Here is a 15,499-nt window from a genome sequence, read left to right on the forward strand (position 1 = left end):
CGCTTTTTCTTATGATATATCACATCGATATTTTGCACAAAATTAGAGGGCTCTTTCAACCTTACCGGTACGCAGGCAGCGAGTGCAAACATTTACACGCTTGATTTCGCCTTCTACAACGGCACGTACGCGCTGGATATTTGGCTTCCAGGAGCGCTTGGTCTTCAGATGGGAATGGCTGACATTGTTGCCGGACAGCTCACCCTTACCGCATACTTCACATAAACTTGCCATATAGCACACCTCCTTAACTTTTATCGGCGCATAGTCGCATATATGTAAATTCCTAAATGTACATAGTCCTATACACACAACATACTGATTATAGCATAACAGCTCTGTCAAATGCAACCCCTTGGCAGCAAATATTTTTTGTCCCACGCGAACGGGTGCTAATATTCCACACTATAAAACGGAATATAAGCACCTGTAAGCTCTGGATTAATTCGACTAAATTCAGTGAAAAAAACTAAAGCTATCACTGAATAAGTCTCATTGAACTGTCCATATCGCCAAAGGATTTCGCACAGTACAGTATAATCTATTGCCAAATTATACTATCATTTTTCTAATTCAAATGCAAGAAGATTATCGAACACCGTCTGCCAGCTTCATGAGATGGGCCAGCTCGTCCTTTTCAAACTGGTACTTCTCGCCGCAGAACTGGCAGCATACCTCAGCATGGCCGTCTTCCACCAGCTGCTGCATATCATTGTGGCTAAGGCTGAGAAGCACATCCTCAATGCGCTCCCTGTTGCACTTGCACTTGAAGGCCAGCTCCGTGGTGGTCAGATAATCCACATCAAAGTCAGCCATAAGCTCTGCAATAATGCCCTTGGCATCTACCCCATCAGCAATCATGCTGGACACAGGGCGAACCTTTTTCAGGGCATTCTCCACTCTGGTAATAATCTCCTCATCAGCATCCGGCATCATCTGAAGAATAAAGCCGCCGGAGGCCATGGCCTTGCAGTCAGTGCCAATCAGGACACCCAGACCAACACTGGAAGGGGTCTGCTCAGACACAAAGAGATAGTTGGTCAAGTCCTCGGCAATTTCGCCGGACACAATCTCGCTGCTGCCCCGCATAGGGTCACCAAGGCCGGTAAAACGGGTCACCTGAATCAGGCCCTGGCCTACTGCGCCGCCTACATCCAGCTTACCGTTATCCTTTAATGGCAGATCCACATGGGGATTGCCCACATAGCCCCGCACATATCCCTCAGGGGTTGCGTCAGCGGTAATGTAGCCCAATGGGCCGTTACCCTGAAAGCTGACAGTGATGGCTTCCTTATTTTTCAGGTTGGCCGCCATCAAAAGAGCACCCGTCATAGTCCGTCCCAGAGCCGCTGCTGCAGTCGGGGAGCAGTCATGACGACGGATAGCCTCATTTACCAGATCAGTGGTAACCGCTGCGTAAATGCGCACACCCTTGGTAATTGCTTTTACTAAAGTATCACTCATTTTATCAGTTCCTATCTTAGAGCTGCTTCAAAAGGTTGGCCATCTCAATGGCGGTCATGGCACCATCAGCCCCCTTGTTGCCAGCCTTGGTGCCGGCACGCTCGATAGCCTGCTCAATATTCTCGGTAGTAACCACACTGAAGGTTACAGGAACGCCGGTGGACATGCTGGCCTGGGCAATACCCTTGGCAGCCTCGTTGCATACATAATCATAATGGGTAGTGGAACCACGGATTACAGTGCCCAGGGCAATAATAGCATCATACTTGCCGGACTCTGCCATCTTCTTGGATACCAATGGCAGCTCGTAAGCACCTGGAACCCAAGCCACGGTAATATCATCCTCAGCTGCGCCATGGCGATGGAGAGTGTCCAAAGCACCACCCAGCAGCTTAGAGGTCAAAAACTCATTGAAACGGGCTACAACAATACCAAACTTCATGCCCTGGGCATTAAGCATACCTTCCAAAACCTTAACTTCTTTCATCTTAATATACCTCCGTAAAATCAGATTTTCTCAGCTAAAATATGACCCATCTTGGTCTTCTTTACCTTCATGTAGTTCTGGTTATACTCGTTGGTCGGTACCTCCAGAGCCACTCTGTCCACGATTTTCAGGCCATAGCCCTCAAGGCCGGCACGCTTTGCAGGGTTGTTGGTCATAAGGCGAATGGTGGTAAGGCCCATATCAGCCAAAATCTGGGCACCGATACCATAGTCACGCTCATCCGGAGCAAAGCCCAGCAATACGTTGGCCTCAACAGTATCCTTGCCATGGTCCTGCAGCTCGTAAGCACGCATCTTGTTGCCCAGGCCAATGCCACGGCCCTCCTGACGCATGTAGAGAACCATGCCCTGGCCCTCAGCCTCGATACGCTTCAAGGCAGTAGCCAGCTGATCACCACAGTCACAGCGCAGGGAACCCAGCGCATCACCGGTGAGGCACTCGGAATGAACGCGAACCAGCACGTTCTCCTTGCCCTTAACATCACCCTTCACAATAGCCAGGTGGCACTTGCCGTCCAGCTTGCTCTCATAGGCGTGAATGCGGAAATGACCATACTTGCTTGGCAGATCTGCCTCTGCAATCTTTTCCACGAAGCACTCAGTACGCTTTCTGTACTCGATCAGAGCCTTGACAGTGATGAGCTTCAGGCCATGCTCCTTGGAGAACTCGATAAGGCGTGGGGTCCGCATCATGTGGCCGTCATCGTCCATAATCTCACAGCACAGGCCGGCAGGAGCCAAACCAGCCAGCTTTGCCAAATCAGTGGTAGTCTCGGTGTGACCTGCACGACGGAGAACACCACCCGGAACACTGCGAAGCGGGAATACATGGCCCGGACGGCGGAAATTCTCCGGCTTGGCCGTTGGGTCAATGAGACGTTTTACGGTTTCACAGCGCTCAAAGGCGGAGATACCGGTAGTAGTGGTATCAGCATCCACGGATACAGTGAATGCGGTCTCATGGTTGTCGGTATTATTGGATACCATTGGGAAAATCTCCAACCGATCCAGATACTCAGCCTCCATAGGGGTACAGATAAGCCCCTTGGCATAGGTAGCCATGAAATTAACGTGCTCAGGGGTCAAGGTCTCAGCGGCTACAATGAGGTCACCTTCGTTTTCCCTGTCCTCATCGTCCACTACAACGACCATATTACCCTTACGAATTTCTTCTATTGCTTCTTCAACTGTTGCAAAATCTGACATAATCTCGCTCCTTAAAAACCATTATTTTTGAGAAAGTCCATGGTGATGCGGCTGACATTTTCCTTTGGGGTTTCCTTGGGCTGCAGCAGCTTTTCCACGTACTTTCCAATAACATCATTTTCTATATTAATTGTCGACCCAGCCTTTTTGCTGGATAAGTTGGTCACCTGGCGGGTGTGGGGTATCAAGGATACCGTAAAATCACTGTCCGTAACCGCCGCCACTGTCAGGCTGATGCCATCCAGGGCCACAGAGCCCTTCTCCACAATATGACGCAGTATATCCTTATCCGCAGAAATCTTCATGAGAACAGCGTTCTTGTCCTCCTTCAAGGAAAGGATATGGCCAACGCCATCAATATGTCCGCTGACTATATGGCCGCCCAGGCGGCTCTGCAGGGTCAGGGCCCGCTCCAAATTCACCGGGCTCCCCTTCTTCAGCTCCGCCAAAGAGGTCCGGCGAATGGTCTCCGGCATCACATCAGCATCAAAGCTGCCGCCGTCAAAGCGGGTCACTGTAAGGCATACACCATTTACGGCGATACTGTCTCCCAGCTGAACGTCCTCCAGCACCCTTGAAGCCTTTATGGACAGGCAGCCGCCCCCAATGCTGCGGACCGTGCCAACTTCTTCAATTATACCTGTAAACATCTAATCACCTGTTTTTACACCTCATCCGTCCACTACGTTGACACCTTCCCCTCAAGGGGAAGGCTTTTATTTATCCACACGGGCGGTTATGAGAATATCCCCGTCAATGAGCTCCGTTGTTGCATCCTTTAGCTCCACGGCCTGACTCAGCTCCTCAAAGCCCTCGCCCTCCACAGGAGTCAGGGCCTCACGGCCGCCAATCAGCTTTGGAGCAATAAAGGCATACACCTTATCCACAAGACCGGCCTTTAGCATGGAGAAATTCAGCTGACCGCCGCCCTCCACCAATATGGAGGAAATTTCCATTTCTGCCAGCTTCTTTAACAGCTGAGGCAAATCAACCCGCTCACTGCCTGCGGAAATCACCTGAACTCCGGCATCCCGCAGATCCTGTACAGCCCCTGCATCAGCCGCCCCGGATACCGCCACAATGGTTTTGGCCTTTCCGTCCGTTACCAGATGGGAATCCAGAGGCAATCTGGCCCTGCTGTCCACCACGATACGAATTGGATTACGGCCCACCCGGTCCGGAAGTCTGGTGGTGAGGCTTGGATTATCCTTTATGGCCGTATTGATACCCACCATGATACCATCATAGCAGTCCCGCAGCTCATGGGTCCGCCGACGGGAGGCCTCATTGGTAATCCACTGGGACTGCCCGGTGGAAGTAGCAATTTTTCCGTCCAAGGACATGGCCGTCTTTAACGCCACAAAAGGCATCTCCTTGGTAATCCATTTCAGAAATATCTCGTTGAGCTTTTTGGCTTCATCTTCAAGAACACCGGTCACCACTTCAATGCCCGCATCCCGAAGAATGTTTACACCACGGCCCGCCACCTTTGGGTTGGGGTCCAGCATGGCCACTACTACTCTGGAGACTCCCGCCTCCACCAGTGCATTGGCACAAGGACCAGTACGGCCATAGTGGGAGCACGGCTCCAATGTTACATATACTGTTGCCCCCCTGGCCAGCTCGCCGGCCATGTTCAGGGCATGAATTTCAGCATGGGGAGTGCCAGCCTTGCGGTGCCAGCCCTCGGCAATGATTCGGCCATCCTTGACGATAACCGCACCCACCAGAGGATTTGGCGAAGTTCTGCCCAAGGCATTTTTTGCCACCCGCAGGGCTTCACTCATATAAAACTCATCCTGCAATTCTATCACCTCTTTCCATGGAAAAATGAGATACACAGAACAGCCTATATCAATAAAAAAGGCCATTGAAGAAACTCTTCAACAGCCCTAAATGCACACAAAAACAATGTACATACACGTCTTTTCCCATCCAGACTATACTGTCGGCCCTGGAATCACACCAGGTCATGCCTCAACGGCTCGCGGGCTTTACCGCCGGTAGGGAATTGCACCCTGCCCCAAAGACTGTATCTGTATTTCCACCGCTTATTTTACCATATTGTCAGTTGTATGACAACATAAAACGCCTTCCCCTTGAGGGGAAGGTGTCAGCCGATAGGCTGACGGATGAGGTGTTCCTTAGATATCCGAATTTATTTTTGCCAAAATAAGTCCGATTACCAGACCCACCAAAGCCGGCACTATCCAGCCAAAGCCCTGGGTGAAGAATGGCAGATACTCCCCTGCAAAGCCTACCATGGAGGAAACAAAGGCAGAGCTGCCCAGCTCCTTTGGCAGAGCATTCAGCAGGTCAAAGATGGCGGCAACCACTGTAAACAGGGTAACCATGCCATAGACCCACTTGGACTGGTAAAAGAAGTCACCCACCAGACCCAGCAGAGTAAGGGTAATAGTCAATGGATACAGGAACATCAGCACAGGAATAGCATAAACAATAATAGCAGTAAGACCCACATTGGAAATCAGCAGGGATACTGCACCGAAAATGCAGGCCCAAGTGCGATAGCCAGGCCCCCCTGGGAACATTTCGCAGAAGGTCTCGGAACAGCTGGTTACAAGGCCAATAGCAGTCTTAAGGCAGGCAAAGGTGGCAATACCAGCCAGCACGAACACACCAGCCGCCCCAAAGAAATGGCCGGAAATATCAGACAGTGCAATACCGCCGTTTTCTGCCATTGGGAACACACCCATACTCATGGTACCCATAAGGATAATCATCACATAGATAACGGACATGATGATACCGCTAAGAACACCAGCCTTGATGGTAGAAGAAGCAATGGCCTCATTGGTTCTGAGGCCAAGATTTTTCATGCTGTTTACAACGATAATACCGAAGGCCAGACCCGCCATGGCATCCATGGTGTTGTAGCCCTCCAGCACGCCCTTGGCAAAGGCACCGGATTCATAGTCAGCTGATGGTGCAATATTGGCAATGCTGTCCACCATTGGATTGGCAAAGGCCACTACCAGCAGGCTGCCCAGAAATACCAAAAAGATAGGAGTCAAAATCTTTCCTACCCAGGTCACAATTCCACTTGGTCTGAGAGAAAAGAACATGACAATAGCAAAAAACACCAGAGAAAAGCCAAACAATGCCATTTCCGGACTAAAATCCGTAAGCATTGGTGCTACGCCCATGGCAAATGGCACAGTGGCACAGCGTGGGATAGCAAAGCAAGGACCGATGGTCAGATAAAGCATGCAAGTAAAGAACATGGCATACTTCTTATTGACTCTGGAAGCCAGATCCTGCAGGCCGTTGCCCCCGGACATGCCGATGGCGGCCACCGCCAAAATAGGAATACCCACACCGGTCAAAATGAAGCCTGCAATGGCCGGCCATACATTGCTGCCCGCCGCCTGGCCCAAATGAACCGGGAAGATAATGTTACCAGCACCGAAAAACATACCAAACAGCATGCTGGCAACAAATAAATAATTTTTCCAACTCAAATTTTCATTCACAATTAAACGCCCCTCATAAAATGATAACTTATTCAGATGGAGTTTTAAACTCCACCTGAATCTAGTTGAATTTTACCCATTGCTTTACTGGCACTTAACTCCCACCTAAAAGGAAGGAGTCTTAGTGCCAGTTAGCATCGGATATTTTTAAAGTCACAGCAAATAAAATGTTACCACCGCAATACAGGGATGTCAAAGGAATGAAACAAGATGGACATTATTACAAGATGTCCAGTACACGAAGACACTTTTCATCCACGGAGAATTTTATCTCCATCTCCCCAAATGGAAAGCCGTATACCCGCTCCGGGTCGTGGTGATAGGATGGCCGCGGGTCGTTTTGCAGGACTCCCAACAGGGCCTCCCGCTGGTTTTCCGGCACTTTTTCAAATAATTCGGGTGGGAACTCCACCTCCAGCATCCGGTTCCAGCCACCGCTGCGGAAGCCCTCAGTGGCCTCCGGGTGACTGTCAGCATAAGGAATATATGGCTTTATATCAAAAATTGGTGTGCCGTCCATCAGATCTGCCCCGCTGACTATAAGCACCGGACCATCATGGGAATCCAGCTCAACCTTTTCCAGCTTAACACTGGAAAGACCAATGGAATTAGGACGAAACGGGGAACGGGTAGCAAAGACACCAACCCGTGTATTGCCACCTAAAATAGGTGGTCTTACTGTTGGTGACCAGCCCTCGCGAACATTTTCGGAAAATTGCCAAATAAGCCAGAGATAGGAAAAGCCCTCTATCCCCCGCAGGGCATCCTCATTGCGGTATTCCGGCTCAAAGACAATGCGTCCCTTCAGCTCCTTCACCACCCCACTCTGCCGGGGAATGCCAAACTTGGTGGGAAATTCCGTCCTTATGCGGCCAATAATCTTCATTTCTATAGTATCAGTCATATTAATCATCCTTATTTTTTTCTGTCAGAGAAACTATACCAAATTATACTGCCATTATTCAAATTTTCACAACCAGTGCAGCCATATTTACGCAAAGGAAAAAGCCCTCCCCGAAGGGAAGGCCCAATCCTATATATTCTACACACACCTTACAGCTTAAACTTGCTGATTTCACTTTGCAGCTCCGTAGCCATCCTGGACAGGCTTTCAGCGGCGTTGGAAATCTCCGTTACGCTGGCACTCTGTTCCTCAGTAGCCGCAGATACGGTTTCAGCTTCCTCAGCTGCCTTTCTGCTGGCACCGCCAATGGTACGGATATGGCCCATAACCTCTTCACCATTGGCCGCCATACCGGTTATAGCGGAAGAAATATGCTGAACCTGACCGGATACAGTTTCTACAATTTCTATAATCTGGCGGAAGTTATCGCCCATTTTGATAATATTCTGGGTACCCACACGAACCTCTTCACTGCCGGCCTGCATACCAGCCACAGCATTGTCAGTATCCTTGCGGGTCTGCTGGATAAGCTCGGCAATCTGGTTGGCTGCCTCCTGAGAAGACTCAGCCAGCTTACGGACCTCATCAGCTACAACGGCAAAGCCACGGCCATGCTCACCGGCACGGGCTGCCTCGATGGCTGCGTTGAGAGCCAACAGATTGGTCTGGGCGGAAATGTTGGAAATAGTATCTACTATCTGACCGATTTCAGCGGAACGCTCACCCAATGCAGTTACCACCTTGGTGGACTCGTTGGTACTCTGCTCAATACGCTTGATCTGGCCAATAGCCTGCTCCAGAGTCTGGCCACCATCTCTAGCCACCTCTGCTGCCTCCCGGCCATGACTGGCTGCCGCATCTGCTTCGCTGGCAATAGTCTGAATGCTGTTATTAAGGTCTTCAATAGCCTGACTGGTGGAGTTCACTGCATCCAGCTGCTCACTGGTACCCTGGGCAACATTTACAATGGAATCAGCCACCTGGTTGGAGGCCTGTGCCGACTGCTCCGTGGTTACATTCAGCTGCTCCGCTGAAGATGCCAGACTCTCTGAAGACTCACGAACCTGCTTCATTACGGAGCTTACGCCCTGACGCATTTCCCGTACAGCAGAGGCCAAAGCACCCAATTCGTTATTAACAGTAATACGGCTTGGGCGGTTGCGGAAATCGCCGGAAGCCAGCATATGCATTTCGTCCATCATCACCTGCAGCGGTGCCATTGCCCTGTTGACAGTGATGAGTACACCAAAGGAAATCAGTACCAGCAGCAGTAAGCTGATACCCACCATGATTTTCAGTACATTGCTTACCGGAGCAAAGAGCTCATCCTGGTAAGCTATGGTTGCCATACCCCAGCCAGTAGCCTTGATAGGGTTATAGAAGGCTATCATGTCGTCGCCGGCTTTATTGGTGAACTTATAGACACCAGCCTGGCCGGACAGCATTTTTTCACCCAGGGCCTTGATTTCAGGGTCGTCATCCTCAGAAATCTTCTTTTTCATAATGGCGTCTTCATCAGGATTTACAATATAGGTACCTTCCTTGGATACCAGGAGGCTGTAGCCCTTCTCACCCAGCTTGAAGTCGCTTACCTTTTCCATTACGGCATCAACATAGATGGCTGCCAATACCATGCCTACATTCTGGCCATTGTTATCCTTGGCCAAAGCAATGGAGTTAACAATAATCTTGCCGGTAGCCTGGGAAATAACAGGGGAAGCCATAAAGGAGTCCTTGGCCCCGGTCATGGTTTCCTTGTACCAGGCCTTTTCTGCATTGTGCATTTCCTTAAAGCCAGCCTTGGTTTCGCCGTACAGCACACCAGAGCCGTCAAAAGGTCCCCAGCTGACGGAGTCATATACTCCCGGATAAATCTTGTTCATGAGCGCAAGACGATATTTGTTGTTCTCGTTCATGCCAGCCGGATTATCCTTCAGCACCTTGGCGGCCGGAATGTTGGCCGACGCCTGGGTTTCCAGCATACGGGCCTCCAGCCATGCGGATACACCGTCGGATACCTCCTGGGCATTGTTCAATGAGCTGCGGGTAAGCTGATCCTCAAAGGTAGAACCCACGTATTTAAAGATAATACCGGACATAACCAGCAGACCGATAATAACAATTGGCAGCACATACATCAAAATTTCCGTTTTGACAGTGCGGACATTGTCATTTTTTGAATAATTGCCATTTGACATATTATCCCTTCCTTTCCAGCAGAGTTATAAATAAACCCTTTTTTCACTCTAGGTTAATAGTTCTATAACAGTAACCAAAATCCTCTTTTTCTAAAAAAATATATAATCATTTTTTACCTAATTGGGGAATATTTTTAAAATAAAGAAGGATTTAACAAACCAATAACGAATTTTATCTAATATAAGTGATTGTGTATGAAAGGTGTCTAGACATTAATATAGGAGGTCTAATGTTATGTTTGAAAGTTTATTCAAATCAAAGCAGCCACAGGCTGACAGGCCATCACCAGCTTCACGAATCGCTCCATCTGCTGAACGTCCGGCAGCCAGGCCGTCCGTTCCAGCCACACCCGCAGCACCATCCAGTGCTGATATAAAGGTAGCCTACTTGTCTGCCAGTGAGTTAAGCTCCAACACCCTGACTCCACTCTTTGATGTTCCGGAGGGGCCAGCCCTGGTAATGGGTTATCTTTCCCCGGATAATGATGTACGCAGCATTGCTTCCACTATAAAGGGTGTCCTGCCGCCAAATGCCAAGCTTATTTTGGTTACCACCTCTGGTGAGCTGTGCCGTCCACCTGGGAGCCGCACCCTGTATTGTGAGGCCCCGGATAACCGCAGCAAGGTTCTCCTGCAGGTATTCTCCCGCCGCATGATTGACGACAGCTATATCATGACCATTAAGCTGCCAAACGATGATCTGCGGCAGGGTCAGGTCAACATGAGTGTTGAGGACCGCGTAAACCGTATGCAGCGCGAGATCGACAGCCACCATGTTCCATTCCGCATGAACGTAAACCATACCTTTGCTTTGTTATATATTGACGGTCTGTCCAACTGCGAGTCCTTCGTAATGCAGGCCTTCTACCAGAACGGCATGTACCCTATTCCATTTATCGGGGGCAGCTCCGCCGGTCTGCTGGATTTCAAGCATACTTACATCTACAATGACAGCGAGGTACTGGAAAATGTGGCCGTGGCCGTTATCGTCCATACCAGCAAGAATTACCGCTATGGTATTCTCAAGACCCAGGCCGTTGAAAGGGTGGGCAAGTATTTCGACGTAGTAAATGCCAACTCCGCCCTGCGCTATATTTCCACAGTTGAGGACAGAAACGGCGATGCTGTTCCATTTATTGATGCTCTTATGAGCGAGCTGGGCTGCTCCAGCGTGGCTGAGCTTAACAGCAAAATGCAGGAATACACCTTCGCCACCGACATCAAGGGCGAGAACTTTATCCGTTCCATTTCCGGCATTGACGAATCCAACTACCGCATTAATTTCTTCTGCGATATTGAATCCGGCGAGCGTCTGCATCTGATGAGGCGTGTGGGACTGGAAAGCGATCTGCAAAGAGCCATCCGGGAATTCAATCAGGGCAAACCAGCCCCTATCGGTGCCATTTTAAATGACTGTATTCTCCGCCGCCTTGGTTATCCGGAGGAAATCAAGCATGTTGATGCATTCTCCAATCTGCCGGTGGCCGGCTTCTCCAGCTTCGGTGAAATCAGTGGCCTGCACATGAATGAGACCCTTACAGCCATTTTCTTCTACTATGAGCCAAACGGCACCTCCTTCCATGACCAGTATCTGGACTTCTTTGCAGGGCATTATGCCGCCTGTCAGGAGTTCTTCCTTACCCGTGTCATTGCCCGTCAGGCCCGTGTTGGTGCCTTGAAGGATCAGGTTCTGGACCTCTTTGATGAATATCAGCAGAGCCTGCCGTCCATCATCAAGACCATTATGCAGATGTCCAAGGACGTGGATAACGTAAAGGATTCCATGCAGGAGCTGTCCGGTGGTATTGAGGAACAGGGCTCCTACTTCACCCAGCTGCTGGAACGCAATTCGGAGATTACGCCGAAGCTGAAGCTCTTAAGCTCCAGTACGGAAAAGATTAATGACGTAATGCAGATTATTACGGATATTTCCTCCCAGATTAACCTGTTGGCCCTCAACGCAGCCATCGAGGCTGCCCGTGCCGGTGAGCATGGCCGTGGCTTTGCCGTTGTAGCCCAGGAGGTAGGCAAGCTGTCCAAGAGCACCCAGGAAAGTGTACAGAGCTCCGATGAAGCCATCAACACTCTGGTAAACGATGTTAAGGCCATCGACACCATTCTGGCAAAGAACAAGGAATTTGAAGCCAAGATAGACGAATTTGACCAGCGGTTCTCCAAGCAGGTGGCTTCCGTTCATGAAAGTCTCCAGCACAGTCTGGATCAGATTTCCAAGTCCTCCCAGGTTATCAAGGATTTGGACAATGTAAATGCCACTGTTACTGAAAAGCTCTCAGCATTGCAGGAAACCATCCGCAACATCGAGCTGGGTATTTAATCAACTTTTAATCATAAAAAGACTGCCGGTTCCTTGTGGGACCGGCAGTTTTCTTCGATATTTACTACGAAAGGAGTGATTTCCATGGATAAAATCAAAATTTTCGTATTAACTATTGGCATTATGCTATTTTCCATAAGCAGCTGCTTCGCCTGGGGCTTTGGCTGGGGCTGGGGTGATCTGGATGATATTGGTGACCGCCCCCTGATTCAGTATTACGCCCACACCCTGGAAAAGGGCTGGTCCGACCGGGCCAATGACGGTGAAGCCGCCGGAGACCCTTATGGTACCCAGACCATTGATGCCATACGGGTACAGTTCCTCACAGGCCGCAACATGTACGTCATGTATCGGGTCCATGTGCAGAATGGTGAATGGACCGGCTGGGGCATGAACGGCTCCACCGCCGGCATCTATGGCAAGCCTATTGATGGCATACAGATTTCTCTGGGCAGCTGGCGGGGCGATATCTGGTCCGTTTCCTACAAGGGCCGCATCAAGGGCCAGGGCTGGTCCAAGGAATGGCTGCCTGAGGGTGAAATACTGGGCAATTTGAAGGACCCTATCCTGTCCTTTAGGGTACGTGTCAACTAAAGGCCTTGAGGCCTTTCAGACTTGACATACATACAGCGCATGGAATTGAGAATAGCCAGCACTGCCACACCCACATCGGCAAAAATAGCTGCCCACATGCTGGCAAAGCCTATGGCACCAGCCAGCAGTACCAAAACCTTTACACCAATGGCAAACCAGATATTCTGCTTCACTATCCGCAGACACTTGCGGGAAATCCGGATAGCCGTGGCAATTTTATATGGGTCATCGTCCATGAGCACCACATCCGCCGCCTCAATGGCCGCATCACTGCCCATGGCTCCCATGGCAATACCAATATCCGCCCGGGACAATACCGGAGCATCATTGATACCGTCGCCTACAAAGGCCAGACGGTATTTTTTTGTGGAATTCTTTTCCAGCAGCTTCTCCACTTCCCGCACCTTATCCTGAGGCAAAAGGTCACTGATAACTCTGTTAAGCCCCAATTCGCCGGCCACCTTTTCCGCTACAGCCCTGGTATCACCAGTGAGCATAACTGTTTCCTTAATGCCCTGGGCCCTAAGTGCCTTGATGGCCTCTTTACTGTGTGGCTTCAGGGTATCAGACACAACGATATGGCCTTCATATTCTCCATTGATGGCTACATGGACAATGGTACCGGAATGCTCGCAGGGCTTCCACTGAATGCCCAAGTCCTCCATCATGCGGGAATTGCCCACATAAACCGTATCTCCATTAATCAGGGCCTTAATACCCCGGCCGGCGATTTCCTCCGTCTGCTCTATCCGGCAATCGTCGTGTTCATCCGGATATGCCTCCAACAAGGACAAGGCGATAGGATGGGAGGAATAACGCTCCACATGGGCCGCCATGTGCAGAAGCTGGTTCTGGTCCAGCTTTTCCGGGTGAATCGCCACCACACTGAAGGTACCCTTGGTGAGGGTGCCGGTCTTGTCAAAGACCACTGTTCCCACCTCAGACAAGGTTTCCATATAGTTGGAGCCCTTGACCAAAACACCATGACGGCTGGCAGCCCCAAGCCCCGCAAAGAAGGACAGTGGAATGGATATAACCAAAGCACATGGACAGCTGATAATCAGGAAGGTCAGGGCCCGATAGAACCACTCCCCCCACATGGGGTCACTGTTCATAGCAGTCAGTACAACCGGCGGAATTACCGCCAATGCAATAGCCGCATATACCACTATTGGCGTATACACCCGGGCAAAGCGGGTAATGAATTCCTCGGACTTGGACTTGCGGGAGCTGGCATCCTCAATCAGCTCCAATATTTTGGAGGCTGTGGACTCACCAAATTCCTTGGTAGTTCTTACCTTTAACACGCCACTTAAATTTATACTGCCGGAAATAATCTCATCCTGCTCTGCCACGTCACGGGGCAGGGATTCACCGGTAAGTGCCGCAGTATTTAAGGTAGAATTGCCCTCTACCACAATACCGTCAATAGGAACCCGCTCCCCCGGCTTTACCACAATAACAGAACCGATTTCCACCTCATCCGGGTCAACCTGCTCCAGCTGCCCCTGGTCATCCTCAATATTGGCATAATCCGGCGCAATATCCATCAGATCAGCAATATCCTTGCGGCTTTTGCCCACTGCATAGCTCTGGAACCATTCCCCCACCTGATAAAACAGCATTACGGCAATGGCCTCCACGTAGTCACCGCTACGATACAGGGCCAGCACAATGGCTCCCAAGGTAGCCACTGCCATCAGCAGATTTTCATCAAAGGGCTGACGGTTCTTTATTCCCTTGGCAGCCTTCAGCAATATATCATGCCCGATAATAAAGTAAGGGATTATATACAGGGTAAATCTGAACACCCCCTCCGCCGGTATGAAATACAAGGCTGTCATAATCAAGGTGGTAATCGCTATTCGAATAAGGTTCTGCTTCTGTTTTGCGTTCATGGCTTTCTCCCAGGGCGAGTTTTCGCCCGTTACTTACAATTACTCAAAGAAAATTTCGCAATCCGGCTCTACCTTGCGGCAATCTGCCAGAACCTTGTTCATTACCTCAGTTGGCTCCACGCCATCCTCAAATTCCACCTTCATCTTTAAGGCCATGAAATTTACGGCAGCAGACTTGATGCCCTCCACCTTGTTGGCAGCCTCCTCCATCTTGGCGGCACAGTTGGCACAGTCTACTTCAATTTTATAAGTCTTTTTCATAATGATTTCCCCCTATTTTGCCAATAGTTTATCTACATTGTGATAACAATTAAATATTCATTTAATCGTTTTCTTTGACTATATATTAAACAATCGTTTAATCGTTGTCAAGGAATAATTAAACTTTTGCTTAATCGTTATTTTTGATATACTTATAAATATAAACTTACTTTATTCAGGGAGTGTATATCGTGACCTTGCATCTGCCCCATCGCCATCACAGCGAGGAAGAAGAACAATTTATATTTGAAAATATGCCAGCCGAGTGCACCATTGCCACGGTGGCCGAAGCCATGAAGCAGCTGGGGGACCCTACCCGTCTCCGGATTTTCTGGCTCCTGTGCCATACGGAGGAATGTGTCATCGACATTGCGGCCTTTATGAATATGTCCTCCCCCGCCGTATCCCATCACTTGCGGGTGCTGAAGGCCACCGGCCTGGTATCCACCCGTCGTGAGGGCAAGGAGGTCTACTACACCGCCGCTGACACCCCTATGGTCAACAAGCTCCACCACACCATTGAGGACATTGCCCAAATCAACTGCTGTCCGCCGGAATAAGCACCATAAAAATAAACAAGGACCATGTAAGAGCCTGAAGCTCCTGCATGGTCCTTTTTATTGGCAGCACCAAGTAAA

The 15,499-nt window shown here is 49.8% G+C and carries 14 protein-coding genes and 1 riboswitch; of the genes, 3 read left to right on the forward strand and 11 right to left on the reverse strand.

Annotated elements, in window-relative coordinates:
- Positions 1-42: 42 nt before the first annotated feature.
- The 9 genes from rpmB to D081_RS00045 form a co-directional block, all read right to left on the reverse strand.
- Positions 43-234 carry a 50S ribosomal protein L28 gene (rpmB, locus tag D081_RS00005; RefSeq protein ID WP_027396446.1) on the reverse strand — a complete coding sequence of 64 codons (192 nt, stop codon included), beginning with the start codon at positions 232-234 and terminating at the stop codon, positions 43-45.
- A gap of 354 nt (positions 235-588) precedes the next feature.
- The gene (hslO, locus tag D081_RS00010) at positions 589-1,464 is read right to left on the reverse strand and encodes an Hsp33 family molecular chaperone HslO (RefSeq protein ID WP_085022090.1); all 876 of its coding nucleotides are present in this window, start codon (positions 1,462-1,464) and stop codon (positions 589-591) included.
- A 16-nt stretch (positions 1,465-1,480) separates the two neighbouring features.
- On the reverse strand, positions 1,481-1,951 hold the full coding sequence (gene ribE, locus D081_RS00015) for a 6,7-dimethyl-8-ribityllumazine synthase (RefSeq protein ID WP_085022091.1): 471 nt from the start codon (positions 1,949-1,951) through the stop codon (positions 1,481-1,483).
- 20 nt (positions 1,952-1,971) lie between these two features.
- On the reverse strand, positions 1,972-3,177 hold the full coding sequence (locus tag D081_RS00020; RefSeq protein WP_085022092.1) for a bifunctional 3,4-dihydroxy-2-butanone-4-phosphate synthase/GTP cyclohydrolase II: 1,206 nt from the start codon (positions 3,175-3,177) through the stop codon (positions 1,972-1,974).
- Positions 3,178-3,188: 11 nt separating this feature from the next.
- Positions 3,189-3,827: a riboflavin synthase gene (locus D081_RS00025; protein WP_085022093.1), complete on the reverse strand. Its 639-nt coding sequence runs from the start codon at positions 3,825-3,827 to the stop codon at positions 3,189-3,191.
- 66 nt (positions 3,828-3,893) lie between these two features.
- Positions 3,894-5,048: a bifunctional diaminohydroxyphosphoribosylaminopyrimidine deaminase/5-amino-6-(5-phosphoribosylamino)uracil reductase RibD gene (ribD, locus tag D081_RS00030; RefSeq protein ID WP_085022094.1), complete on the reverse strand. Its 1,155-nt coding sequence runs from the start codon at positions 5,046-5,048 to the stop codon at positions 3,894-3,896.
- A gap of 48 nt (positions 5,049-5,096) precedes the next feature.
- A riboswitch (FMN riboswitch) is annotated at positions 5,097-5,212 on the reverse strand.
- A 109-nt stretch (positions 5,213-5,321) separates the two neighbouring features.
- Positions 5,322-6,671: a branched-chain amino acid transport system II carrier protein gene (brnQ, locus tag D081_RS00035; protein WP_085022095.1), complete on the reverse strand. Its 1,350-nt coding sequence runs from the start codon at positions 6,669-6,671 to the stop codon at positions 5,322-5,324.
- 220 nt (positions 6,672-6,891) lie between these two features.
- Positions 6,892-7,575 carry a tRNA (N6-threonylcarbamoyladenosine(37)-N6)-methyltransferase TrmO gene (tsaA, locus tag D081_RS00040; RefSeq protein ID WP_085022096.1) on the reverse strand — a complete coding sequence of 228 codons (684 nt, stop codon included), beginning with the start codon at positions 7,573-7,575 and terminating at the stop codon, positions 6,892-6,894.
- A 149-nt stretch (positions 7,576-7,724) separates the two neighbouring features.
- Positions 7,725-9,773 (reverse strand): methyl-accepting chemotaxis protein, encoded by a 2,049-nt coding sequence (locus D081_RS00045; RefSeq protein WP_085022097.1) that lies wholly within the window; start codon positions 9,771-9,773, stop codon positions 7,725-7,727.
- Positions 9,774-10,008: 235 nt separating this feature from the next.
- Here D081_RS00045 and D081_RS13055 point away from each other — a divergent pair, with 235 nt between their 5' ends.
- Both D081_RS13055 and D081_RS00055 read left to right on the forward strand, forming a co-directional pair.
- The gene (locus D081_RS13055; RefSeq protein ID WP_085022098.1) at positions 10,009-12,108 is read left to right on the forward strand and encodes a methyl-accepting chemotaxis protein; all 2,100 of its coding nucleotides are present in this window, start codon (positions 10,009-10,011) and stop codon (positions 12,106-12,108) included.
- 84 nt (positions 12,109-12,192) lie between these two features.
- A complete protein-coding gene (locus D081_RS00055) occupies positions 12,193-12,702 on the forward strand; it encodes a hypothetical protein (RefSeq protein WP_085022099.1) in 510 nt (169 codons plus the stop codon).
- Here D081_RS00055 and D081_RS00060 read toward each other — a convergent pair.
- Positions 12,699-14,600 carry a heavy metal translocating P-type ATPase gene (locus D081_RS00060; protein ID WP_085022100.1) on the reverse strand — a complete coding sequence of 634 codons (1,902 nt, stop codon included), beginning with the start codon at positions 14,598-14,600 and terminating at the stop codon, positions 12,699-12,701. The genes D081_RS00055 and D081_RS00060 overlap by 4 nt on opposite strands.
- 39 nt (positions 14,601-14,639) lie before the next feature.
- On the reverse strand, positions 14,640-14,861 hold the full coding sequence (locus D081_RS00065; RefSeq protein WP_085022101.1) for a cation transporter: 222 nt from the start codon (positions 14,859-14,861) through the stop codon (positions 14,640-14,642).
- Between the two features lie 191 nt (positions 14,862-15,052).
- On the opposite strand from D081_RS00065, the gene D081_RS00070 reads away from it, so the two are divergent.
- A complete protein-coding gene (locus D081_RS00070) occupies positions 15,053-15,421 on the forward strand; it encodes a metalloregulator ArsR/SmtB family transcription factor (protein WP_233127367.1) in 369 nt (122 codons plus the stop codon).
- Positions 15,422-15,499: the final 78 nt, after the last annotated feature.

This window comes from Anaerovibrio sp. JC8 (genome assembly GCF_002100115.1).
Classification (GTDB): domain Bacteria; phylum Bacillota; class Negativicutes; order Selenomonadales; family Selenomonadaceae; genus Anaerovibrio.

Coding starts and splice junctions, on each gene's coding strand:
- tsaA (WP_085022096.1), bottom strand. CDS start 7,575: ATGACTGATACTATAGAAATGAAGATTATTGGCCGCATAAGGACGGAA.
- D081_RS00045 (WP_085022097.1), bottom strand. CDS start 9,773: ATGTCAAATGGCAATTATTCAAAAAATGACAATGTCCGCACTGTCAAA.
- ribD (WP_085022094.1), bottom strand. CDS start 5,048: ATGGCCTTTTTTATTGATATAGGCTGTTCTGTGTATCTCATTTTTCCA.
- D081_RS00060 (WP_085022100.1), bottom strand. CDS start 14,600: ATGAACGCAAAACAGAAGCAGAACCTTATTCGAATAGCGATTACCACC.
- rpmB (WP_027396446.1), bottom strand. CDS start 234: ATGGCAAGTTTATGTGAAGTATGCGGTAAGGGTGAGCTGTCCGGCAAC.
- D081_RS00055 (WP_085022099.1), top strand. CDS start 12,193: ATGGATAAAATCAAAATTTTCGTATTAACTATTGGCATTATGCTATTT.
- hslO (WP_085022090.1), bottom strand. CDS start 1,464: ATGAGTGATACTTTAGTAAAAGCAATTACCAAGGGTGTGCGCATTTAC.
- D081_RS13055 (WP_085022098.1), top strand. CDS start 10,009: ATGTTTGAAAGTTTATTCAAATCAAAGCAGCCACAGGCTGACAGGCCA.
- D081_RS00065 (WP_085022101.1), bottom strand. CDS start 14,861: ATGAAAAAGACTTATAAAATTGAAGTAGACTGTGCCAACTGTGCCGCC.
- ribE (WP_085022091.1), bottom strand. CDS start 1,951: ATGAAAGAAGTTAAGGTTTTGGAAGGTATGCTTAATGCCCAGGGCATG.
- D081_RS00020 (WP_085022092.1), bottom strand. CDS start 3,177: ATGTCAGATTTTGCAACAGTTGAAGAAGCAATAGAAGAAATTCGTAAG.
- D081_RS00025 (WP_085022093.1), bottom strand. CDS start 3,827: ATGTTTACAGGTATAATTGAAGAAGTTGGCACGGTCCGCAGCATTGGG.